Source organism: Staphylococcus sp. mip270_02, from assembly GCF_054031535.1.
Window position 1 is genome coordinate 1,781,850 of record NZ_CM132934.1, and the last position, 22,786, is coordinate 1,804,635.

Consider the following 22,786-nt stretch of genomic DNA (forward strand, 5'->3'; position numbering starts at 1 on the left):
TAGCCCACTATTTTACTTCAACAAATTAAATAATAACACAAAAAAGATATAAGAAAAAAGAGAGCGAGACTGAAATCAAATATTTATAATTGATTTCACGTCATGCTCTCTTAATATAAATCTTTTAATAACCAATAAATGAGGTAATTAATATAGGTCACTCAAGGCATCAAACCTTAATAGCTAGATAATTGTGGTTTTATAAAGCAACTTTATATTTAAACCACATATTTTTCACTTTATAATTAATGAATATCGTCCCACCAATGGAAACCATCTCTACTTAGTAGTAAATCACTTTCCAACGGACCATTTGAACCTGATTCATAGTTAGGGAATTCTGGTTCGTTTTGATTCCATTCTTCTTGTATAGCATCTACAAATTTCCAAGTAGATTTTAATTCTTCCCAATGAGTAAAGTTTGTAGCATCTCCATTTAAACAATCAAATAATAAGTTTTCATATGCATCTACTGTATTCATCTTATCTTGTGCACTCATAGCATAAGATAATTGAACAGGTTCAGTTTCAATACCTTGGACATTTTTCTTTGCATTTAAATGTAGTGATACGCCTTCATTAGGTTGGATATTTATAACAAGTAAATTAGAATCTAATTTTTTATCTGTTTCATAATATAAATTCATAGGAACTTCCTTGAATTCAACGACTACTTGAATTGTTTTGCTCTTCATTCGTTTACCAGTTCTAATATAGAACGGCACGCCAGCCCATCTAAAGTTATCAATAGTTAATTTCCCTGATACAAATGTAGGCGTTGTAGAATCTTCAGCTACTCTATCTTCATCTCTATATTTAGGAACTTTTTTACCATCAATTGTGCCTTCGTCGTATTGTCCACGGACAAAGTTATGGCGTACTTCTTCTGTTTCAAGTTTACGTAATGACTTTAATGCTTTTACTTTTTCGGCTCTGATGTCTTCACTATTTAAGCTGATCGGCGCTTCCATAGCAAGTAGGGCAACCATTTGTAACATATGGTTTTGTACCATATCTTTTAGCGCACCACTAGATTCGTAATAACCACCTCTGTCTTCAACACCAAGCACTTCTGAAGATGTAACTTGAATATTAGAAATATATTTATTGTTCCATAGAGGTTCAAACATTGCATTAGCAAAACGTAATACTTCAATATTTTGTACCATATCTTTACCTAAGTAATGATCGATACGATAAATCTCTTCTTCTTTAAATGAACGACGTAATTGCTCATTTAATTTTTCAGCTGATGCTAAATCCGTACCAAATGGTTTTTCAATAACAAGGCGTTTGAAGCCTGTTGTATCTGTTAATCCAGATGATTTCAAATAATCTGAAATTACACCGAAGAATTTAGGTGCCATTGCTAAATAAAACAGTCTATTGCCATTTAGCTGGAATTCACTATCAAGCTTATTACTTACTTCTAGTAATGATTGATAACTCGCTTCATCACTAACATCATGCTTATGATAAAAAACGTGTTCCATAAATTTATCTAAATGTTTTGTATCTTTAACATGTTCTTGTATTGATGACTTCACTTGATTACGAAAATCATCATTTGTTAAGTCTCTTCTACCAATACCAATTATAGCAACTTGCTCATTTAAATTTTCTTGTTGATATAAATGGAACAATGATGGGAATAATTTTCTATGACTCAAATCCCCAGTTGCACCAAAAATTGTTATTAAGCATGGAATGTCTTTGTTTTTAGTATTCAAGATCAAAACCTCAATTCTTTTTATAAATCTCTATTTATTATAGAACAATAATCAAACATGTTCCTACCATTTTGCTTGAAAGAATTTATTTTTAATATATTTTTTATTCTTTTCTGTGATAAAATGTGAACAAGAAGAGGAGGCATATGCATGGAAATCACATTTTTTGGTACGAGTGCTGGTCTACCAACAAAAGAACGTAACACACAAGCTATTGCTTTAAATTTGGAACCATACTCCAATAGTATCTGGTTATTTGATGTAGGTGAAGCTACACAACACCAAATCTTACATCACTCTATAAAATTAGGTAAAGTTGATCATATTTTTATTACGCATATGCATGGTGATCATATTTTTGGCTTACCCGGTTTGTTAACAAGTAGGTCTTTTCAAGGCGGCGAAGGAAAACCTTTAACTGTCGTTGGGCCAAAGGGTATAAAAGCATTTATAGAAACAACTTTGCAGTTGTCAGAATCGAAATTAAATTATCCAATTACATATATAGAAATAGAAGACCATTTATCATATCAAAATAATGGTTTTAATGTAGAAGGACATATGTTAAATCATGGTATACCGTCATTCGGTTATCGTATTGAAGCTCCTTATACATCTGGAAAAATTGATGTAGCTGCCCTTAAAGAGATAGGTCTCGAGCCAGGTCCTAAATATCAAGAAGTTAAAAATAATGAAACTTTTGAATATAATGGCCAAATTTATACTTCAAAAGACTTTAAAGGAGAAGCAACCAAAGGACCTGTTATCGCAATATTTGGTGATACTATGCCATGTAACAATGAAGCAATTATTGCAGATAAAGCAAATGTTATGGTGCATGAAAGTACATATATTGAAGGTGATAAATCTTTAGCAAATAATTATCATCACAGTCATATCGAAGACGTGTTTGACTTAATAGAAGTAGCACAAGTGGAATATAGTTTAATCACACATTTAAGCAATCGATATACTCTGGATGAAATAGAGAATATTAGTTTAGCACTTAAATCAAAACCTTCAACGCCACCGTTTACTTTCGTTAAAGATTTTGATTCTTGGACATTTTAATTACTCACTTAAAATAAAAAATGTGGTTGAGACAGAATAAATGTCTCAACCACATTTTTATAAATTATTAATCAACGCCAATTAAATTAAATCTGAATTATTCATCATCTTGGTTTGATAATTCAACACTTCGGTTGACCGCTGCTCTTAAACAATCTTCAAAGACACTTTCTAAGTCATGTTGACTTAATGCATTTAAGCCAGCTTGTGTTGTGCCTCCTTTAGAAGTTATGTTCTTTCTCAACTGTTCCATGCTTAATTCTGAGCGTTCAATCATTTTACTTGTCCCAATAATTAAATTACGTATAGATTCTTCGACTTGAGCTTTTTCAAGACCTAGTCTAGTTCCAGCAGTTACATATTGTTCAAAAACATGATATAAAAATGCTGGTCCGCTTCCAGTAATAGCAGTCACTTGATGTAAATTATCTTCAGAGACTTCTATCGCTGAACCGAATGCATTAATTAAACTATCAACTTCTTCTTTTGATTTTGCCCCAAAGTTACTAGAGAAACTAATACCTGTTACAGAATGACCGACGTGTGCATTCGTATTTGGCATAATACGTGCAACTGGACTGTTAAAATCTAATTTTTCACGAATATAACTAATTGGTAAACCTGCCATAATTGATATAAATTTATTATTTTCAACAATATACGGTTTGATTCTTTCTGCTAAATCATCAAAATCATATGGTTTTGTTCCTAAAAATACATAATCTGCATTCTTTAATAAAGCTTCATCATCATAGCTATAATTGACACCTAACTCATCAGCATATTCTTTTAAAGCAACTTCATTTGAACGATTTGTTAAATATATATCGTTAGAATCAATAACGTTTGAATTAACGATACCTGTAAAAATTGCATGTGCCATATTTCCGGCACCATAAAATACTAGTTTCATGTGAACATTTCACTTCCTCTAAGTTTTTATGTATCCATACTAACATAGTTTTAATATATGGCTAATATTTATAGATGACACATATAAATCTTTTCATTTATACTGTAATTAAATTAACAAAGGGTAGGGATGTCTATATGATTGGAAAACATTATGTGTTGACTGGAGGGACAAGTGGATTAGGTCAAGCTTTATTAGAAATATTACTAAACAAACAGGTACATGTAACTGTGCTAGCACGCAATCCACAAAAAATAGCAAATAAGTATGATACTTCATTATTAACAGTCTTAAAATGTGATTTACAGTCTCAAGAACAAATTTTAAATCTCAAAAATCAATTTAATGGGAAAATAATTGATGGTATTATTTATAGTTCGGGGTTAGGTTACTTTAAATCTATAGAACAACATTCAACAGAGGAGATGCTTGAAACTTATAATTTAAATATAGTTAATTTCAATACATTATTAACTACATTACAACCATTTTTCAGTCACTTTCCTACAATCGTTGGTATTGGTAGTCAATCTGCATTTTTAACACAAGCTTATGCAGCACATTACGGGGCTAGTAAAGCAGCATTTAATCAAGTGCTAAATGCATTACGTATTGAAAAACCTAATTATCACATATTAACAGTCAACACTGGACCAATTGCCACGCCGTTTCACGAGAAAGCAGATCCGTCATTAGCCTTTAGACAAAAATATAAAAGTATAATGCTTGATCCTGATGCATTAGCTCATAAAATCATAAAAGGGATGCTTATCACTAAACAAGAAATCAATGAACCTAAATGGATGGACTTATTTTTACGAATATATCAAATAGCGCCACGATTCATCGAAAAACATTTCACATTCCTGTTTAAAAACAAAATGTAAAGAACCACTCTCAATTTATTGAGTTAGTGGTTCTTATGCATGAGCAAAAGCTCAGGTAATCATTTAAACCACTCTCAATTTATTGAGTTAGTGGTTCTTATGCATGAGCGAAAGCTCAGGTAATCATTTAATCCACTCTCAATTTATTGAGTTAGTGGTTCTTATGCATGAGCGAAAGCTCAGGTAATCATTTAATCCACTCTCAATTTATTGAGTTAGTGGTTCTTATGCATGAGCGAAAGCTCAGGTAATCATTTAATCCACTCTCAATTTATTGAGTTAGTGGTTCTTATGCATGAGCGAAAGCTCAGGTAATCATTTAATCCACTCTCAATTTATTGAGTTAGTGGTTCTTATGCATGAGCGAAAGCTCAGGTAATCATTTAATCCACTCTCAATTTATTGAGTTAGTGGTTCTTATGCATGAGCGTTAATTCAAGTGATTTACTTCTGAAAGTACGTCAACTCAAGTCATCATTGAAAATAACTTTCCTGAACTGAAAAATCACCCTAAAAAAGAGCCGGACACATAAATAGATGTCTCAGGCTCTTTTTCGATTTGGCAGTAGGTGACTGAAGTGAAAATACGATTATAGTAAGTTTTTTCAATTCTAGTCGCCTTTGCCGGGGTAGGACTACGAAATCTATATTTGAAAATTTGATTTCTGTCCCACTCCCTTGATACACGAGTTTTAGCTCATTATTTCAAATGCTGGTTATACTCTAAGTTTTTAACTCTTTCACGAGCAGCTTTTAATTGTTCCAAACTAATATCTCTTGAAAGCTGATAGTTCTTTACATTCTCATCTAATTGATCCACGCTGCTTGCGCCAACTATAATTGACCCTAGGGCGTCATGCGAAGTAAGATAATTAAATGTTAACCCTGTTAAATTACTTTCTATTTCTTTAATAGAAGCAATCGTTTCTCCTAATTCTTGATAACTATAATCAAAAATACCTTCAGCAAACTTATCATCTAAAGCTTGGTTACTATTAGAAGTTAATAATCCTTTGAACACTGGTCCACGCGCAAGTACTTTCACCTTTTGTGCATGTATCTCATCCAATAAAGCTTCTGGTCTATTATCAATTAAGTTAAATTGCGACATTAACGTTTCTATATCACTATGCTTCAAATAATAATCAATTACATTTGGACGTATGGAGGAAATTCCATAAGCACGTACTAAGCCTTCTTGTTTTAACTCATCAAATGCACTAATCGTTTCATCTAACGGGTCATCAATAGTACCACCGTGCAATTGATATAAATCTAAATGGTTTAAGCCTAAGCGTTTTAGCGAGTCTTTTACAGCTTCTTTTATATAAGTTTTTGATGGATCCCAAAAAGTAGAACCATCTTCAGCTAAATGATTGCCAACTTTTGTACCTATAACGATATCATCTCTATCTTGATATTTTTTTAATGCCTTACCTACGATATCTTCATTAATACCTTTATCATAAATATCTGCTGTATCAAAATAAGTAATGCCATGTTCTATCGCACGTTCAATAATAGGTTCTGCTTCATTATAATCAGTACCTAAACTCATACAACCTAAACCTAATTCTGAAATCTCGATACCACTTCTTAATACATTTTTTTGCATGTAGTTTCTCCTTTCGATACACTTAAATCATAGGGTGTAAAAACAATATATGCAATATCACTTAATTTGATGCGTATATTAACTGTAATAGTTGCTCCCTACATACTACCGTATATATCTTAACAATAACTCAAATCAAATAAAAGGAACGTGATTAAAATGAACCTATATGAAAAGACAATACATAAAACATCCATTTACCAGGGATCCATTATTGATTTAGAAGTACACGATGTTGAATTACCCGATGGTAAAACATCTAAACGTGAACTTGTTTATCACAATGGCGCGGTAGCAGTCTGTGCATTAACACCTGAGAATAAAGTGTTGCTTGTTAAACAATTTCGTAAGCCAGCTGAAAAACCACTATTAGAAATCCCGGCAGGTAAACTAGAAATAAATGAAGTGCGATCAGAAGCAGCTAAACGTGAACTAGAAGAAGAAACCGGCTATATTGCTGATAATTTAGAATTAATAACTGAGATGTATGGATCTCCTGGTTTTTCAAATGAAAAAATATCAATTTATTTAGCTAAAGACTTAAAAATAGGTCAAATGAATTTAGATGATGATGAATTTATTGAATTAGAACAGTATTCTTTATCAGAAGTCAAAGTCATGCTAAAAAACAAAGAACTTGAAGACGCTAAAACTATTATTGCGTTACAACACTTGCTTCTTAATTATAATGATTATAAATAAATAACGCGTATACTTGCGTATTTTATCAATTACTGGTATTTTATATATAAATCATTATACAAATTAAAATGATTATAATTATTAGTAGGGGAGTGAGGCTTCCGTGGAAGAACGTCTAAATCGCGTGAAGCAACAATTACAACAATCTTCATATAAATTAACGCCACAACGTGAAGCGACGTTACGTGTATTAATTGAAAATGAGAAAGATCATTTAAGTGCTGAAGATGTATATTTAAAAGTAAAAGACAAAGCACCTGAAATAGGTCTAGCTACTGTGTATCGTACACTTGAGTTATTATCAGAACTTAAAGTAGTTGATAAAATTAATTTTGGAGATGGCGTTGCTCGATTTGATTTGCGTAAAGAAGGCGCAAAACATTTCCACCATCATCTCGTTTGTATGGAATGTGGTAAAGTTGAAGAAATTGAAGAAGATTTATTACCTCAAGTAGAAGAACGCGTTGAACAAGATTTTGATTTTAGAATCTTAGACCACCGTTTAACATTTCATGGCGTATGTTCAAATTGCCAAGCTCAAGGTAAATAATCTTGTACGAACAAAAACCTTTTATGAATAGAGGTGTTAAGCTTGGATGATATAATTGAAGAATACTTAAAATTTATACAATTAGAAAAAGGGTTGAGCACAAATACTATAGGTGCATATCGTAGAGATTTAAAAAAATACAAAGCTTTTATAGAACTTCAAAAAATCAGTCACATTGACTTTGTAGATAGACAAGCTGTACAACTATGCCTTGGTCACTTACATGATGATGGAGCATCCACAAAATCATTAGCGCGTTTTATATCAACGGTTAGGAGTTTTCACCAATTTGCTTTGAGAGAAAAGTACGCAGCAAAAGACCCTACTGTGCTAATTGAAACACCTAAGTATGATCGTAAGTTGCCTGATGTATTAGAAATAAATGAAGTGCTAACATTATTAGAAACACCAGACCTTTCAAAAAATAACGGTTACAGAGACCGTACAATGTTAGAGCTTTTATATGCTACAGGTATGCGCGTTTCTGAATTAATTCAAATTGAGCTTGAAGATATCAATTTAATTATGGGCTTTGTTAAAGTGTTCGGTAAAGGAAACAAGGAGCGTATAATTCCATTAGGAGATGCGGTTATCGATTATTTGACTACATATATAGATACAGTAAGGCCACAATTATTAAAAAGAACTGTAACTGATGTATTATTTTTAAACATGCATGGTAAACCTTTATCTAGACAAGCGATATGGAAAATGATCAAACAAAACGGCGTCAAAGCAAATATTAGCAAATCTTTAACGCCACATACCCTAAGGCATTCATTTGCAACACATTTATTAGAAAATGGCGCAGACTTGCGAGCAGTTCAAGAAATGTTAGGACATTCCGATATTTCTACAACCCAACTGTATACACATGTATCAAAATCACAAATTCGTAAAATGTATAATGAATTCCATCCACGTGCATAAACACAGACCAGTTTATTCGTAGAATAACTAGCCTGTGTTTTTATATGTCTAATATTCAAAATAGGAAGTTCATTATTACATTTTGGCATTTCTTCTTTCACGAAGTGCTTGTAAACGTGCAGCTTGAACTTCTGACCGATCTCTTTCTATATGATGATTTACTATATAACTGTCCTCAATAGTATAATCAGTCATCGTAAAGCTAGGATAATCCTTTAGTATAGCTTGTTGCATGCTTGGTGTTAACGGTAGTTGTATTGGTACAAAATTATCGTAATTTTTAGCAGCTTCTATTAATTCTAAAAGTATCGCTTTATAAGAATCTAATTCAATGCCTAATTCTGTGTCATTAGTATAACCTTGGATCACATTTAGCGCTTTATTAAATGATTTCATAGCACCTTTATGATTAGCTCGACGAAAATGATAACATCCTGTCGCTAATAAGATTAAACTTACGACTGCATCATCTTTACGAAAGTGTTCGTTGTCTTTCCATGCTTCTTCTAATATGTCATGACATAAAAAGTAGTGTTGATTGGTGTGAAAGTGAAAATAAAAATCTTTCAATGCTTTTTCCATATTACAATCGCTCCAAATTTAAATGTTTACTATAAACATGCTATAATATTTTAGTGAATTACGCACTTAACTTGCGATATGAGGTAGATAAAATGTATGAAGTAAAGTTAGATGCCTTTAATGGTCCATTAGACTTATTATTGCATCTTATTCAAAAAATTGAAATTGATATTTATGATATTCCTATGAAGGAATTAACTGAGCAGTATATGCAATATATTCATGCAATGAATCAATTAGAAATAAATATTGCAAGTGAATACTTAGTAATGGCTTCTGAATTACTTGTAATTAAAAGTAAGTTGCTATTACCACAAACAAATGAAGAAGAAACGTTAGATGACGACCCACGTGATGATTTAGTCGGTCGTTTAATAGAATATCAAAACTATAAAGAATATACAGAAATTCTAAATGAAAAGAAATCAGAACGTGCATACTATTTTTCAAAACATCCAACCGATTTATCACATTTAGAATCAACAGAAACATGGGATTCAGAAAACACAATAGATTTAACAGAATTAATCATTGCTTACCAGAAAGTAAAAAACAGAGTAGAATTTAATACACCTAAAACTGTTGATATACACAAAGAAACATTTACTATTCAGCAAGCTACAACACAAGTTTCTGAACGTTTAAAGCAGCATGATTCTTTCAATTTCTTTAGTTTGTTTAATTTTACTGAACCCGTAGAAATGGTTGTAACACATTTTCTAGCAATACTTGAAATGTCCAAATCTGGTATTGTTAACATTGAACAACCCAAAAGTTTTGATGATATCAATATTTTAAGAGGGGTAAACTATGGCATTATTGAACGTTAAAGGAATTCTAGAATCATTATTATACACAGCTGGTGATGAAGGACTAGACAAAAAACAATTACTTGAAATTTTAGAAATAGATGAGGCTACTTTATCAGAAATTGTTAATACATATCAATCTGATGGTTTAATGATTCAACATTTTGGACAAACTTATGTATTAACAACTAAAAAAGAAGCTTCAGAATATATCGAGAAATTAATTGAACAAAAATCAAAAATGAAGTTATCACAAGCGGCAATGGAATCTTTATCCATTATTGCCTACAATCAACCTTTATCACGAAGCGATATAGAAATGATTAGAGGTATTAATTCTGATGGTGCTGTGAAAACTTTAATTGCTAGAGGACTTGTAGAAGCAAAAGAGCAAGCTGATTCAAGAAGTCAACAACTATATACAACCGAATTATTTTTAAATGTATTTGGTATTGAGCACTTGGACGATTTACCTACGACAGATGAAGAAGATGAAGAGATAGAAGCATTCTTCAGTAATTTAGTGAACCAAAAAGGAGAAAATAATGAATAAAGAGACAGAAAGATTACAAAAACGCATAGCCAATAGTGGTTACACATCACGCCGTAAAGCAGAAACACTTATTACAGAAGGTAAAGTTAAAGTCAACGGCTCGATTGTTACTGAATTAGGTACTAAAGTGAAAAATTCAGATAGTATAGAGGTTGAAGGTATTAAACTGGAACAAGAAGATAAGTTATACATTTTGTTTTATAAACCAGCACAAGTAATTACAAGTGTATCTGATGATAGAGGCAGAAAAGTCGTAACTGATTACTTCAAAGAAATTAAAACTAGAATCTATCCTGTTGGCCGTTTAGACTACGACACTTCAGGGTTACTTTTATTAACGAACGATGGAGAATTTACAAATTTAATGACACATCCTAGCTATAAAATAAAGAAAAAGTATGTTGTTAAATTAAAAGGTTACCTAATGAGAGAAGAAGTTAAAGCATTAGAACAAGGTATAAAATTAGAAGACGGCGTCACGCAACCAGCAATTGTTAAAGTGAAAAATCAAGATAAAGATAAAAATAATACACTTGTTGAAATTACAATTACAGAAGGTCGCAATCGTCAAGTTCGTCGTATGTTTGAACACTTCGGACACCAAGTTTCTAAACTTCAACGTATTGAATTCGGACCATTAGACTTAAAAGGATTGAATGCGGGTGAGGGTAGAGTTTTAACGCCACATGAAGTTAAAACAATTCGTCACCTTGCAGAACATGGTAAATAGATAGTAATTTCTCTTCATCTATGCTTATGAGAATTTTTTCACAAACTTTAAGGTCACAGTCACTTTTAAAGACCAACCTATGATATAATATTGTTGAATATGAAAGTAGCAGTGTGGGAGGTATATATGCATGTCAAACGAAATACTTATCGTAGACGATGAAGACAGAATCAGAAGATTGTTAAAGTTATATCTTGAAAGAGAATCTTTTGAAATACACGAAGCAAGTGATGGTAATGAAGCATATAAAATGGCTGTAGAACATGATTATGCTTGTATCTTATTAGATTTAATGCTACCAGAAATGGATGGAATCACGGTAGCATCTCGATTAAGAGAACATAAAGAAACGCCAATTATTATGTTAACTGCTAAAGGTGAAGAAACAAACAGAGTAGAAGGTTTTGAGTCTGGTGCTGATGATTATATCGTTAAACCATTTTCACCACGTGAGGTTGTGTTACGTGTCAAAGCATTATTAAGACGTACTCAAGTTGCATCTGCTGAACAAAGTGAACCGCATGCAAGAGATTTAATTGAATTTGATCACTTAGTTATAGATAATGATGCACACAGAGTGTTAGCTGATGGCAATCAAGTGAACTTGACACCTAAAGAATATGAACTATTAATCTTCTTAGCCAAAACACCAAATAAAGTATTTGATAGAGAACAATTATTAAAAGAAGTCTGGCATTATGAGTTCTATGGCGACTTGCGTACAGTAGACACGCACGTTAAACGTTTAAGAGAAAAGTTAAATCGAGTATCAGAAGATGCTGCTCATATGATACAAACTGTATGGGGTGTAGGATATAAATTTGAAGTCAAATCAAATAATGAACCTACTTAATAGTGTAGTTGTAAAACTGTGGTTAACTATAATATTTATAGTAACTACAGTTTTAATTCTATTAAGTGCAGCTCTTATAACGTTTATACAGTCTTATTTCACTCAAGAAACAGAAGATTCTTTATTAAAAGACGCCAAAAGGATAAGCCAACTTGTTGAAAGTTCTGACGATAGAGCTACTGCTATCGAACACAGTCGAAAATTAATTGAAGGCCCTGTAGGTCTTATCATAATGAATGATAAGCATAAAGATAACCACGACAATGATGTTACAAAAAATGAAATGTTCAAAGAAATTAAAAATAACAAAGATTATGATCGCGTCTTTGACCATGGCAAACAAATTTCAGAACATGTGACGGTCAGTTTTAATAATAAGCAACGAACATATGTATTAATTGGTTATCCAACGAAAAATATCGAAGCATCAAATAGTTCGAATAGTAAATATAGTGGCGTATTTATCTATCAAGACTTAAAGACAATAGAAGAAACCAATAATGTTATTACAGTAATTATCTTAATCACTGCTATCATCTTTTTAGCAATAACAACTGTATTTGCATTCTTCTTATCGTCACGTATAACAAAACCACTACGTAATCTAAGAACGCAAGCACTAAAAGTTTCCAAAGGTGATTATGCTCAAGTTGTACCAGTTAACTCTAAAGATGAAATTGGTGAATTATCACGTACATTTAATACAATGAGTTCTGAAATTCAACAGCATATTGACGCATTGTCATCCTCTAAAAATATTCGTGATAGTCTAATTAACTCCATGGTTGAAGGCGTTTTAGGATTTAATGACCAAAAAGAAATTATTATCTCTAATAAATTAGCCAATACAATTTTACGAATGTTAGATGAATATGCGTTAGAGAAATTAGATGAACAAAATGAGCTTACATTTAGTAGCAAAAAAACGCAATTTGAAGTTTATGAAATCAATACACGTTATTTTGTTATTATTACTAGCTATATAGAGCAAATACAGCCTGATGGTAGAAGTGGTATCGTAGCCATAATTCGTGATATGACAAACGAGCATAATATGGATCAAATGAAAAAAGATTTTATTGCAAATGTTTCTCACGAATTACGTACGCCTATATCCTTATTACAAGGATATACTGAATCTATTGTTGATGGTATCGTAACTGAGCCTGATGAAATTCACGAATCATTATCTATCGTCTTAGATGAAACTAAAAGATTGAATAGGTTGGTCAATGAATTATTAAATGTAGCGCGAATGGATGCTGAAGGTTTAACTGTAAATAAAGTTGTACAACCAATTGATTCATTACTCAACAAAATGCAACAAAAATATCAAAAGCATGCTAAGGATTTAGAATTAAATATGCGTTTAAATCCAGATACACAACAACGTTTATGGTATTTTGATTCGGACAGAATTGAACAAGTGTTAACTAATTTAATAGATAATGCATCTAGATATACTGAACCTGGAGATACACTCAACATAGAGGTAAGTGAAACTAATTCAGAACAAATATTATATATATCCGACACCGGTTCTGGTATCGCACCCGAACATTTGCAACAAGTTTTTGATCGCTTTTACAAAGTAGATACTGCACGTAAGCGTGGTAAACAAGGAACTGGGTTGGGATTATTTATATGTCGTATGATTATTGATTCTCATGGCGGTACTATTGATGTAAAAAGCAAATTAGGGAAAGGGACTACTTTTATCATTTCCTTACCTAAACCAGAAATTGAAGACGACAATAGTTAAGTATCATTGCTAGATCAATAAACAATTAACAATGATTACAAATAAGAATAGTAATTGGAAATAATGATCATATATTTAGTATATTTTTATATGCAATTCATTTATCCATATATAGCTTAAAAACTGCCGGCAAAGTTAAATACTTTGCTGGCAGTTTTTATACTACTTTCAACCATTTTATTTACATCGTTAATATATTTTAAGCAAGTCTATTGTTTTTACCTGAGCAATAAGCTATGATAAATTTATAAAATTTAAGAAATTCATCTTCGGGGTAGGGTGCGATTCCCAACCGGCAGTAATTTAAGCCTGCGACCCATTTTTCTAATTAATAGATTAATGGCTGATCTAGTGTGAATCTAGAGCCGACAGTATAGTCTGGATGGGAGAAGATGGAGGGTTTATTTGTTGTGCAATTATATCCTCCTATTCTGAAAAAAGATGAATGGAAGGAGATAATTTAATATGCAACAACAAACAAAACGCCTCATTACTATTAGTATGTTGAGTGCAGTAGCATTTATTTTAATGTTTATAAAGTTTCCGATACCATTTTTACCACCATATTTAACTTTAGATTTTGGAGACGTACCAGCTTTGTTAGCGACATTCACTTTAGGTCCTGTTGCCGGACTTATTGTAGAATTTATTAAAAACTTACTCAATTTTCTATTCAACGTTGGTGATCCAGTAGGGCCTGTAGCTAACTTTTTAGCGGCATCAAGCTTTTTATTAACAGCTTATTTCATCACTAAACATAAAGGCGCCCTCAAGTCTCAAATTATAGGACTTAGTGTAGCTACGATAGTTATGACAATTGTTCTAAGTATACTAAACTACTTTATTTTATTACCTTTATATGGCATGATTATGAATCTATCTGATGTAGTAGAAAATATTAAAATAGTTATTGTATCAGGCGTTATACCTTTTAATATTATTAAAGGAGTCATCATCTCAATTGTCTTTATTCTTTTATATAACCGATTAAAAAACGTATTACCACGTTAAATTTGTAATATAACTTTTTTATCTGAAATGATAAAAGCCTTTCAAAGTACCACTGAACAAGTGAGAAATGAAGGGCGTTTTTATTTCAAATATAAATATTAAGGTTACTTTGGGGAATTTATAGGTGGAATTGTAAATAATTCAAAAGTGAGTAGCCAGAATTCAATCATTTTTACAATATGAATTCACTGGAGTAATACAACTTTATAGAATAACTGGATACAAAAAATCCGAGACAGTTATTTATGTCCCGGATTTAAACTCAATTACATCTAAGTCGTTAAATGATGCTATTGGAATAGTAAGGTAACCACTTGTTTACACTTAAATACAATGCATTTCTATTCAAATTTTAACGCGTCACCATCAAATGGTTCTTCTTCAATTTTAATAGAATCAGTAGGGCATCCGTCTATTGCATCTTCCATATCTTCATATAATTCTTCTGGTACCTCTGCAGTACCTTGGTTATCATCTAGTATTACATAAGCGATACCTTCGTCATCATAGTCATATATATCAGGGGCAGCGGCACCGCAAGCGCCACATGCTATGCATGTGTCCATATCAACAATTGTATATTTAGCCAATTTCTTCGCCTCCTTTGACAAAAATGCTACAATAATTACACAAATATTATTGTAATCACTGTTTATCATTTTTTCAAATGTTTTCGATTTATAAAAGTGAGGGAGCATCCATGTATAATTTAATTCATTTTGCATACACGCAGTCACATAATTACAAAACCGAAAAAAGTATATTTAATATTATCACAGGTAAAAAATCGCATCAAACCTTTTTTGACGCCTGTAGTCAACAACTCTTATCATTGTATCATAGTATGCCTAAACTAAAATATCCTTTATTCGAACAATATTCTAGTAATTCTAACATCAACGAACAACAAATTCAAAATATCATTAGCCATCCCCGGCATACATATGACAGCTTATTAAACACTTTCAATGCATTACAATTATTAACACAAACGTTGTCTAATATCCAACATGACAATTATCAATTTGTACCTATTACGCAACATAGAACAGTTCATCAAAAGGTTAAATACTTATATAAAAAAATTTCTGACGAACAATTAGAAAAATCGTTTATAACAGAACTCACATCACTTTTTCAGTCTTTAACAAACCATAATAATGACATATACATTCATTATTATTTGCAAGGTTTCGAAGAAAGTATGTATACAAGACAACAAGTTAGTTTAATAGAAGCAATATCGCAAGAAATGCTTTTTGAATTAGAAATGAGGGATTTAGTAACTTTAATGTATGAAATAGAGAATGAAGAAAAGTACCCATTATTACATAGCTTAATTATTCTTCCAACATTATTAAACAAAACCGAAAAAACTTATTTAGGAATACAAAATGGATTAAACTTCAAACAACTTGCTGCGCAGCAAAATGTTAAACCTAATACAATCGATGATCATATTTTAGAATTATTTATCAAAGGATACTTAACTGATTACGATAGTTATTTAAATCATGTAGAATACAAACCATTTATGACTTATTATATAGCTAATCGCAGTGAAAGACTGCGTAGCTATAAGGACAATTTCTCTGAACTCAGTTACTTTGAAATTAAATTAATTATTGTTGGTGTCGAAAGAGGTGAACTAAATGTTACATGATGACTTGAAAAAATGGTTTGGATTTGAGTCATTTAAGCCTGGCCAAGAGGAAATTATTAATAATGTACTTAATAATATTGATACCTTAGGAATCTTACCTACTGGTAGTGGTAAAAGCCTATGTTACCAATTACCAACCTATATAAAACAAAAGCCAACTTTAGTTATCTCTCCGTTAATTTCACTGATGGATGACCAAGTTATGCAACTCAAGTTACAAGGAGAAAAAAATGTGTGTTGTATACATTCAGGCATGGATGAAAATGAAAAACAAAAAAATATTAACTACTTAAAGCAAAGTAAATTTATTTTTTTAAGCCCAGAGTTTATATTACAAAAACACAATTTCAAATTAATTAAAAATTTAAATATCGGTATGATTGTCTTAGATGAAGCACACTGTTTATCAGAGTGGGGGTATGATTTTAGGCCGCACTATGCACTTGTAGGTAAAATCGTAAATCATTTCAATGAAGCTACCGTATTAGCATTGACTGCAACAGCACCGTCTTATTTAACTTTTGATTTAGAGCAAATATTAAGTAAATCATTTTCAGTCATAAAAAATAGTATGAATAGAGATAACATTTCACTAGCACATAAAAATTTTGCTGATGATGATGAAAAGTTAAACTGGCTTTTACCTACATTAGAGCAATCAGGACCGACAATTATTTATGTATCATCTAAAAAAATGTGTCTATCATTAGCTCAAAGTATTTATAACTATGGTTTTTTAACTGGCATTTACCATGGTGATCTGTCATACCAAGAAAGACATACAGTACAACATCAATTTATTAATAATGAAATCCCTATTATCGTTGCTACAAGCGCTTTTGGCATGGGTATTAACAAAAAAGATATTAGAACAATTATTCATTTCCATTTATCCACAAGTCCATCTAGTTATATGCAAGAAATAGGCAGAGCAGGCCGTGACGGTAATCAAAGCCAAGCAATAAGTCTTTATCAACCCGATGATAGCTTTCTTTTAGAGACTTTATTATTCACAGACATAATTAACATTGAAGATGTAAATGCGTATGAATTATCTCAATTTCTACCACCTGAAAAGTCAGACATACTTGATGTACTCAGTACACAGTATACTTTTGAACAATTACGCAATATCTTTGATATGGCTTATAAACGTAAAAAATTAGGTTACATACGTATGCTAGGTTATAAAAATCTTGATCAATGCAGAAGATCTTATTTAGTTGAATTTTTTGATGAAATTTTGATAGAAAAGCCAAAATTATGTTGCGATAATGATTGTGAATTAAATTTAATAAATTTAATAAATAGAAAAAAAGTAAAAAGAAAAATAGAATTTAATGAAAAAATACAAAATTTGTTTAAAAAATAGACAATTACTTTACTTCATATTTTCAATCAAGCTATAATACACATATACACTTATTTAACAGTATTTTTTCTTAAAAAATAATACATATTTACGTTCTGTTAGGGTAAAACAGTATATACTTAAATAAAAAAGGAAGGATGATGACTTTGTCTAAAAACAATTTTAAAGATGATTTTGAAAAAAATCGTCAATCCATTGATCCAAAAGAACATCAAGACAATGCCAAGGATTCAGTTAACAATTCCGTTGACAATGTGAAAGAGGAAGTTTCTGATAAAACAGACGAACAATTCCCTCCAAGAAATGCTCAGCGAAGACAACGTAGAAGAGATACTGCTACAAATCAAAGTGAAGATGAACAGACTAATCAAACAAATCAACAAGAACATAGCGAGGATGAAGCATTTGATAGCGAACAGTACAACGAAGACAATTCAACGTCTGGCTTAACATCAGAACGTAATACTGATGATCCTTCACAAAATAACAATTTAAGTCATGAGCCTACTAACGATAAAACAAATGCTAATGATCATAAGTACAGCGAAGACAATGATGGTTCAGAGGGCGATAACAGTTCTAAGAAAAAAGGCTCTGCTGTAGCAGGTGGAGCGGCAGCTACTGGAGCTGGCGCATATGCTGCTAGTAAACATAAAGGTAAAAATAGTTCCGATACAAATCATGACGAGTCAAAAAATGACAATCAAAATCATGCAGATGAACAAGATGTTGATGAAAATCAACCAGATAACCAATCAAATCAAGATCAAAACGAATCACAACAGGATGACTCTAAAAATAGTTCTAAGAAAAAAGGTGCTGCTGTAGCAGGTGGAGCCGCGGCTGCTGTAGCAGGCGGAGCTGCTGCTGGAACTGGTGCTGCTGTTGCTAGCCATTCAAAATCAAGCGGTGGTAATGGTGGCAACGGTAACGGCGGTAACGGTGGTAATAAAAATAATGACGATGACGACAACAAGAAGAAAAAAGGTGGTTTATTAGGTAAATTATTACCTATCCTTGCTGCTATCTTAATCTTAGCTGCTATTGCGATATTCGCCGGTATGGCACTTACTGGAAACAACGACAACAGTAATAACAACGATGATAAAAAAGTCGCTGATAACAAAGATAAAGATTCTGATAAAGACTCTGACAAAGATAAAAAATCAAATGACGATAAAGCTAACAAAGATGATGACAAAAATGCTTCTTCTGACTCAGATGACAACAGTAATTCTTCAGATGATGCTAATAGCGATTCTGACCAATCAGATTCTGACTCACAAGACCAAGCAAATAGTGATCAAAACCAAAATCAAAATGACCAAGCTAATCAAAGCGATCAATCACAACAAAATCAACAAGATAGTCAATCACAACAAAATGATCAAGCAAATACACAAAATAGTTCAACTGAACAATCTCAAGGTTCATCAAGTAATAACCAACAGAATAATCAAGCTACAAACAATAATTCCGGACAACGTACACACGTTGTAAATGGCCAAAACCTTTATAGAATTGCCATCCAATATTACGGCGAAGGCTCTCCAGAAAATGTAGAAAAAATTAGAGAGGCGAATAACTTACAAGGTAATGACATCCATAATGGTCAACGTTTAGTTATTCCTCAATAAAGAAAATAAGTATCTATTTCATAATTCAAAATGGATTCTAGCAACAATCCATTCATATAAAAAGATCTCACTATAGATTTGTATATATAGTGAGATCTTTTTTATTTTCTCAATATATTTATAGAAAAAACAATTTTGTAATAAAATTTTCAATTTCTTTCATTTGGTTTTTTTAAAACTATTGGTATAATATATGGGTGGTAAAAGGAGGACGAAGGAAGAATGCAAACAGTTGAAAGTATAATTATAGGCGGCGGCCCTTGTGGACTTAGCGCTGCTATCGAACAAAAAAGAAAAGGTATAGATACATTAGTTATAGAAAAAGGGAACGTGGTAGATGCAATTTATAATTACCCAACACATCAAACGTTCTTTTCTTCAAGTGATAAATTAAGTATTGGGGACGTTCCATTCATAGTGGAAGAAAGTAAACCACACCGTAATCAAGCGTTGGTTTACTATAGAGCTGTTGTAAAACATCATCAACTTCGTATTAATGCTTTTGAAGAAGTCCTCACAGTAAAAAAAATAAATAACCGTTTCACAATAACAACTACTAAGGACGTATATCAATGTAGATTTCTTACTGTAGCTACAGGTTATTATGGACATCATAATCAACTTGAAGTTGAAGGTGCTGAACTTCCTAAAGTTATGCATTACTTTAAAGAAGCTCATCCTTATTTTGATCAAAATGTAGTGATTATTGGTGGTAAAAATTCTGCTGTTGATGCGGCATTAGAATTAGAAAAAGCAGGTGCTAACGTTACAGTCATTTATCGAGGTAGCGATTATCCTAAAGCGATTAAACCTTGGATATTACCGAATTTTGAATCTCTCGTCCGTCACGAAAAAATTAATATGGCGTTTGATTCAAATGTGACTAAAATAACAGAAGATAGTGTAATTTATGAACAAAATGGACAAACATTTGAAATAGCTAATGACTATGTTTTCGCGATGATAGGATATCACCCAGATTATGAATTCTTACAATCTATAGGTATTGAAATTAACGAGAATGAATATGGCACTGCACCAATCTATAATAAAGAAACATATGAGACAAATGTAGAAAATTGCTATATCGCAGGTGTTATTGCTGCTGGTAATGATGCAAACACAATATTTATCGAGAATGGTAAATATCATGGTGGTATTATAACTCAAAGTATTTTATCTAAAAAACAAACACCTCTTGAATCTTAAAACAATTATATTTCAGTCGCATTCTTAAGAAAGTAGTTATAGTTATTCTTTAATAATCAAAATCAAAACGAGCCTGAGACATAAATAGATGTCTCAAGCTCGTTTTCAATTTGACGGTAGGTGACTGAATTGAAAATACGATTATATCAAGCTTTTTCAAACCTAGTCACACTTGCCGGGGCGGGACTACGAAATCTATATTAGAAAATTTAATTTCTGTCCCACTCCCTTTTTATTTACATATATATTTCATTATAACTGTGATTCAAAATATTGTTTCAACTGTTCTGATGACAATTGGTTACTTAACCCAACGAGAAGTTTTAAACGTGCTTTAGGTCCATTTAAACCATTTGAGAAAATAACGCCTTTCTCGGCTAGAGTTGCGCCGCCGCCTTCATAAGCGTAAATTGGGCCAACAATACCATTGAATGATCTAGAAACAAGAACTATTGGTATATGTTTACGTAAACAATTGTCCAAACCTTCCAAACTAGTTGGTGGTAAATTACCTTGCCCAAGCCCTTCAATAATAATACCATCTACATTATTTTGGCTATAAAAAGTCAAAACATCACTGTTCATTCCCATATAAGCCTTAACCAAAGGTATGTTTAAATTGTGATCTATTTCATCAAGGATTAGATGCTCAAAAGGTTTATGATGAAATTGGACACTGTTTTTAGTTACTACACCTAAAGGACCATGGTTTGGACTTTGAAATGTATTTGTATTAGAAGTATGTGTTTTTGTTACATTGCGAGCAGTATGTATTTCATCATTAAAGACAACCATAACACCCATATCTGTAGCTTCATCACTTGTTGCAACTCTAATAGCTGATATAAAATTATATAAACCATCGGAGCCAATTTCATTTGAGGAACGCATTGCACCTGTAATTGCTATAGGTTTAGAAATAGCAATTGTTAAATCTAGCAAGTATGCAGTTTCTTCCAATGTATCTGTACCATGTGTGATAACAAATGCATCATAGCTTTCATTTTGAGCTGCATTTTCAATTAATTCTTTTAATTTTTCAACATATTTAATATCCATATGTGGTGATGGAACATTAAATGGTGTGATTTCAGTTACATCAGCATACCTTTCTATTACATCCTTGTGATTAGATATAGGATTGTCTGTATTTGTGACTACTTTATTAGCTTCATCTTGTGACATGCTAATGGTGCCACCGGTATGAATAACAAGAACTTTTTTCATGCGGGCATTCCTCCTATTTATAAAGTACATATTTATGATAAAATATTATTCATAAAACAACAAGGAAGGGTTACTAAAATGAAATTATTAAATATCGCACTTGACGGGCCTGCAGCAGCAGGAAAAAGTACAATTGCTAAGCTTGTTGCTGGTGAATTATCTATGATCTATGTAGATACTGGTGCAATGTATCGTGCAATTACTTATAAATACTTACAACAAAATAAAACTGAAGACTTTAATGAATTAATCGATACGACAGAATTATCACTCACATATGATGAAGTTAAAGGACAAAGAGTCATTTTAGATAATCAAGATGTCACTGACTACTTAAGAGAAAATAATGTAACTAGTCATGTATCATATGTGGCTTCAAAAGAACCCGTTCGTACATTTGCAGTAAGAAAACAGCAAGAATTAGCAGCTAAAAAGGGTATTGTTATGGACGGTAGAGACATCGGAACTGTCGTATTACCAAATGCTGATTTAAAAGTCTATATGGTGGCTTCAGTGGAAGAACGTGCGTTACGTAGACAGAAAGATAATGAAGAAAGAGGTATTGATTCAAATATAGAGCAATTAAAAAAGGAGATTGCAGACAGAGATCATTATGATATGAACCGTGAAATTTCTCCTTTAATGAAGGCTAACGATGCAATTACTGTAGACACAACTGGTAAGAGCATAGAAACTGTTACATCAGAAATATTAACTTTAGTAAAATCATTAGTTTAATCATAGATGCCTCAAATTTAATATAAATATTTTTCATATAGTGTAATAAGGTTATACATTGAAAAAAGTGGGTATATAATACACGTGTATTATTATACTAATCAGAATTAATATACTATATAAAAATGTAAAATTTAGGTAATGTTTTTATTCTTTTTGTTAGATTAGAAAAACCTGTTTTACAAAACATTAACAATTTAAAATTGATTCTCTCGAATAAAGGGGAATTTCTTGACAATTCT

The 22,786-nt window shown here is 31.8% G+C and carries 22 protein-coding genes and 1 riboswitch; of the genes, 16 read left to right on the forward strand and 6 right to left on the reverse strand.

All coding sequences use genetic code 11. From position 1 onward, the window contains the following. Nucleotides 1–245 precede the first annotated feature (245 nt). Nucleotides 246–1,730 (reverse strand): glucose-6-phosphate dehydrogenase, encoded by a 1,485-nt coding sequence (zwf, locus tag ACW5YJ_RS08410; protein WP_107551971.1) that lies wholly within the window; start codon nucleotides 1,728–1,730, stop codon nucleotides 246–248. Between the two features lie 150 nt (nucleotides 1,731–1,880). On the opposite strand from zwf, the gene rnz reads away from it, so the two are divergent. Continuing rightward, on the forward strand, nucleotides 1,881–2,801 hold the full coding sequence (rnz, locus tag ACW5YJ_RS08415; RefSeq protein WP_017724539.1) for a ribonuclease Z: 921 nt from the start codon (nucleotides 1,881–1,883) through the stop codon (nucleotides 2,799–2,801). 97 nt (nucleotides 2,802–2,898) lie between these two features. Here rnz and proC read toward each other — a convergent pair whose 3' ends face one another. Continuing rightward, entirely contained in the window at nucleotides 2,899–3,714 is an 816-nt protein-coding gene (gene proC / locus ACW5YJ_RS08420; RefSeq protein WP_107551973.1) for a pyrroline-5-carboxylate reductase, read from the reverse strand. Nucleotides 3,715–3,851: 137 nt separating this feature from the next. Here proC and ACW5YJ_RS08425 point away from each other — a divergent pair, with 137 nt between their 5' ends. Further along, entirely contained in the window at nucleotides 3,852–4,601 is a 750-nt protein-coding gene (locus ACW5YJ_RS08425) for an SDR family NAD(P)-dependent oxidoreductase (RefSeq protein WP_457338080.1), read from the forward strand. Nucleotides 4,602–5,301: 700 nt separating this feature from the next. On the opposite strand, the gene ACW5YJ_RS08430 is transcribed toward ACW5YJ_RS08425, so the two are convergent. Next, nucleotides 5,302–6,216, reverse strand: coding sequence for an aldo/keto reductase (locus ACW5YJ_RS08430; protein ID WP_017724536.1), 915 nt, complete (start codon nucleotides 6,214–6,216; stop codon nucleotides 5,302–5,304). A 159-nt stretch (nucleotides 6,217–6,375) separates the two neighbouring features. Between ACW5YJ_RS08430 and ACW5YJ_RS08435 the strand changes: the two genes are divergently transcribed. The 3 genes from ACW5YJ_RS08435 (at nucleotide 6,376) to xerD (ending at nucleotide 8,398) form a co-directional block, all read left to right on the forward strand. Then, complete coding sequence (locus tag ACW5YJ_RS08435) at nucleotides 6,376–6,918, forward strand: NUDIX hydrolase (protein ID WP_017724535.1); 543 nt, start codon at nucleotides 6,376–6,378, stop codon at nucleotides 6,916–6,918. Nucleotides 6,919–7,021: 103 nt separating this feature from the next. Then, on the forward strand, nucleotides 7,022–7,468 hold the full coding sequence (gene fur, locus ACW5YJ_RS08440) for a ferric iron uptake transcriptional regulator (RefSeq protein WP_017724534.1): 447 nt from the start codon (nucleotides 7,022–7,024) through the stop codon (nucleotides 7,466–7,468). Nucleotides 7,469–7,510: 42 nt separating this feature from the next. Beyond that, entirely contained in the window at nucleotides 7,511–8,398 is an 888-nt protein-coding gene (xerD, locus tag ACW5YJ_RS08445) for a site-specific tyrosine recombinase XerD (protein WP_107551976.1), read from the forward strand. Nucleotides 8,399–8,473: 75 nt separating this feature from the next. On the opposite strand, the gene ACW5YJ_RS08450 is transcribed toward xerD, so the two are convergent. Continuing rightward, nucleotides 8,474–8,980, reverse strand: coding sequence for a DUF309 domain-containing protein (locus tag ACW5YJ_RS08450; protein WP_017724532.1), 507 nt, complete (start codon nucleotides 8,978–8,980; stop codon nucleotides 8,474–8,476). 92 nt (nucleotides 8,981–9,072) lie between these two features. Between ACW5YJ_RS08450 and ACW5YJ_RS08455 the strand changes: the two genes are divergently transcribed. From ACW5YJ_RS08455 to ACW5YJ_RS08480, 6 genes are all read left to right on the forward strand, one after another. Continuing rightward, nucleotides 9,073–9,810: a segregation and condensation protein A gene (locus ACW5YJ_RS08455; RefSeq protein WP_119603885.1), complete on the forward strand. Its 738-nt coding sequence runs from the start codon at nucleotides 9,073–9,075 to the stop codon at nucleotides 9,808–9,810. After that, nucleotides 9,800–10,342 (forward strand): SMC-Scp complex subunit ScpB, encoded by a 543-nt coding sequence (gene scpB, locus ACW5YJ_RS08460; RefSeq protein ID WP_026113586.1) that lies wholly within the window; start codon nucleotides 9,800–9,802, stop codon nucleotides 10,340–10,342. The genes ACW5YJ_RS08455 and scpB overlap by 11 nt, the downstream gene beginning before the upstream one ends. Further along, nucleotides 10,335–11,072, forward strand: coding sequence for a pseudouridine synthase (locus tag ACW5YJ_RS08465; protein WP_135092629.1), 738 nt, complete (start codon nucleotides 10,335–10,337; stop codon nucleotides 11,070–11,072). Before scpB ends, ACW5YJ_RS08465 begins: the two co-directional genes overlap by 8 nt. Nucleotides 11,073–11,202: 130 nt before the next feature. Then, nucleotides 11,203–11,925 carry a response regulator gene (locus ACW5YJ_RS08470; RefSeq protein ID WP_017724528.1) on the forward strand — a complete coding sequence of 241 codons (723 nt, stop codon included), beginning with the start codon at nucleotides 11,203–11,205 and terminating at the stop codon, nucleotides 11,923–11,925. Further along, nucleotides 11,912–13,687: an ATP-binding protein gene (locus ACW5YJ_RS08475; protein WP_039835895.1), complete on the forward strand. Its 1,776-nt coding sequence runs from the start codon at nucleotides 11,912–11,914 to the stop codon at nucleotides 13,685–13,687. The genes ACW5YJ_RS08470 and ACW5YJ_RS08475 overlap by 14 nt, the downstream gene beginning before the upstream one ends. 261 nt (nucleotides 13,688–13,948) lie before the next feature. Continuing rightward, a riboswitch (FMN riboswitch) is annotated at nucleotides 13,949–14,085 on the forward strand. Nucleotides 14,086–14,152: 67 nt separating this feature from the next. Further along, nucleotides 14,153–14,698, forward strand: a complete 546-nt coding sequence (locus ACW5YJ_RS08480) for an ECF transporter S component (RefSeq protein WP_017724526.1) — start codon at nucleotides 14,153–14,155, stop codon at nucleotides 14,696–14,698. A 341-nt stretch (nucleotides 14,699–15,039) separates the two neighbouring features. Here the strand turns inward: ACW5YJ_RS08480 and ACW5YJ_RS08485 are convergent, their stop codons facing one another. Next, a complete protein-coding gene (locus ACW5YJ_RS08485; RefSeq protein WP_026113585.1) occupies nucleotides 15,040–15,288 on the reverse strand; it encodes a ferredoxin in 249 nt (82 codons plus the stop codon). A gap of 110 nt (nucleotides 15,289–15,398) precedes the next feature. Between ACW5YJ_RS08485 and ACW5YJ_RS08490 the strand changes: the two genes are divergently transcribed. The 4 genes from ACW5YJ_RS08490 to ypdA all read left to right on the forward strand — a co-directional run bounded on the left by ACW5YJ_RS08490 (nucleotide 15,399) and on the right by ypdA (nucleotide 20,579). Next, nucleotides 15,399–16,361, forward strand: coding sequence for a helix-turn-helix domain-containing protein (locus ACW5YJ_RS08490; RefSeq protein WP_017724524.1), 963 nt, complete (start codon nucleotides 15,399–15,401; stop codon nucleotides 16,359–16,361). Then, nucleotides 16,351–17,733 (forward strand): RecQ family ATP-dependent DNA helicase, encoded by a 1,383-nt coding sequence (locus ACW5YJ_RS08495; protein ID WP_017724523.1) that lies wholly within the window; start codon nucleotides 16,351–16,353, stop codon nucleotides 17,731–17,733. Before ACW5YJ_RS08490 ends, ACW5YJ_RS08495 begins: the two co-directional genes overlap by 11 nt. Nucleotides 17,734–17,873: 140 nt before the next feature. Further along, complete coding sequence (locus ACW5YJ_RS08500) at nucleotides 17,874–19,370, forward strand: LysM peptidoglycan-binding domain-containing protein (RefSeq protein ID WP_457338081.1); 1,497 nt, start codon at nucleotides 17,874–17,876, stop codon at nucleotides 19,368–19,370. A 222-nt stretch (nucleotides 19,371–19,592) separates the two neighbouring features. After that, complete coding sequence (gene ypdA / locus ACW5YJ_RS08505; RefSeq protein WP_107552024.1) at nucleotides 19,593–20,579, forward strand: bacillithiol disulfide reductase YpdA; 987 nt, start codon at nucleotides 19,593–19,595, stop codon at nucleotides 20,577–20,579. A gap of 252 nt (nucleotides 20,580–20,831) precedes the next feature. Here the strand turns inward: ypdA and ACW5YJ_RS08510 are convergent, their stop codons facing one another. Further along, nucleotides 20,832–21,806, reverse strand: coding sequence for an asparaginase (locus ACW5YJ_RS08510; RefSeq protein WP_107552025.1), 975 nt, complete (start codon nucleotides 21,804–21,806; stop codon nucleotides 20,832–20,834). 78 nt (nucleotides 21,807–21,884) lie between these two features. On the opposite strand from ACW5YJ_RS08510, the gene cmk reads away from it, so the two are divergent. Then, nucleotides 21,885–22,544 (forward strand): (d)CMP kinase, encoded by a 660-nt coding sequence (gene cmk / locus ACW5YJ_RS08515; RefSeq protein ID WP_171914408.1) that lies wholly within the window; start codon nucleotides 21,885–21,887, stop codon nucleotides 22,542–22,544. Nucleotides 22,545–22,786 lie beyond the last annotated feature (242 nt).

Coding starts and splice junctions, on each gene's coding strand:
- rnz (WP_017724539.1), top strand. CDS start 1,881: ATGGAAATCACATTTTTTGGTACGAGTGCTGGTCTACCAACAAAAGAA.
- proC (WP_107551973.1), bottom strand. CDS start 3,714: ATGAAACTAGTATTTTATGGTGCCGGAAATATGGCACATGCAATTTTT.
- ACW5YJ_RS08425 (WP_457338080.1), top strand. CDS start 3,852: ATGATTGGAAAACATTATGTGTTGACTGGAGGGACAAGTGGATTAGGT.
- ACW5YJ_RS08430 (WP_017724536.1), bottom strand. CDS start 6,216: ATGCAAAAAAATGTATTAAGAAGTGGTATCGAGATTTCAGAATTAGGT.
- ACW5YJ_RS08435 (WP_017724535.1), top strand. CDS start 6,376: ATGAACCTATATGAAAAGACAATACATAAAACATCCATTTACCAGGGA.
- ACW5YJ_RS08450 (WP_017724532.1), bottom strand. CDS start 8,980: ATGGAAAAAGCATTGAAAGATTTTTATTTTCACTTTCACACCAATCAA.
- ACW5YJ_RS08455 (WP_119603885.1), top strand. CDS start 9,073: ATGTATGAAGTAAAGTTAGATGCCTTTAATGGTCCATTAGACTTATTA.
- ACW5YJ_RS08465 (WP_135092629.1), top strand. CDS start 10,335: ATGAATAAAGAGACAGAAAGATTACAAAAACGCATAGCCAATAGTGGT.
- ACW5YJ_RS08470 (WP_017724528.1), top strand. CDS start 11,203: ATGTCAAACGAAATACTTATCGTAGACGATGAAGACAGAATCAGAAGA.
- ACW5YJ_RS08475 (WP_039835895.1), top strand. CDS start 11,912: ATGAACCTACTTAATAGTGTAGTTGTAAAACTGTGGTTAACTATAATA.
- ACW5YJ_RS08480 (WP_017724526.1), top strand. CDS start 14,153: ATGCAACAACAAACAAAACGCCTCATTACTATTAGTATGTTGAGTGCA.
- ACW5YJ_RS08490 (WP_017724524.1), top strand. CDS start 15,399: ATGTATAATTTAATTCATTTTGCATACACGCAGTCACATAATTACAAA.
- ACW5YJ_RS08495 (WP_017724523.1), top strand. CDS start 16,351: ATGTTACATGATGACTTGAAAAAATGGTTTGGATTTGAGTCATTTAAG.
- ACW5YJ_RS08500 (WP_457338081.1), top strand. CDS start 17,874: ATGACTTTGTCTAAAAACAATTTTAAAGATGATTTTGAAAAAAATCGT.
- ypdA (WP_107552024.1), top strand. CDS start 19,593: ATGCAAACAGTTGAAAGTATAATTATAGGCGGCGGCCCTTGTGGACTT.
- ACW5YJ_RS08510 (WP_107552025.1), bottom strand. CDS start 21,806: ATGAAAAAAGTTCTTGTTATTCATACCGGTGGCACCATTAGCATGTCA.
- cmk (WP_171914408.1), top strand. CDS start 21,885: ATGAAATTATTAAATATCGCACTTGACGGGCCTGCAGCAGCAGGAAAA.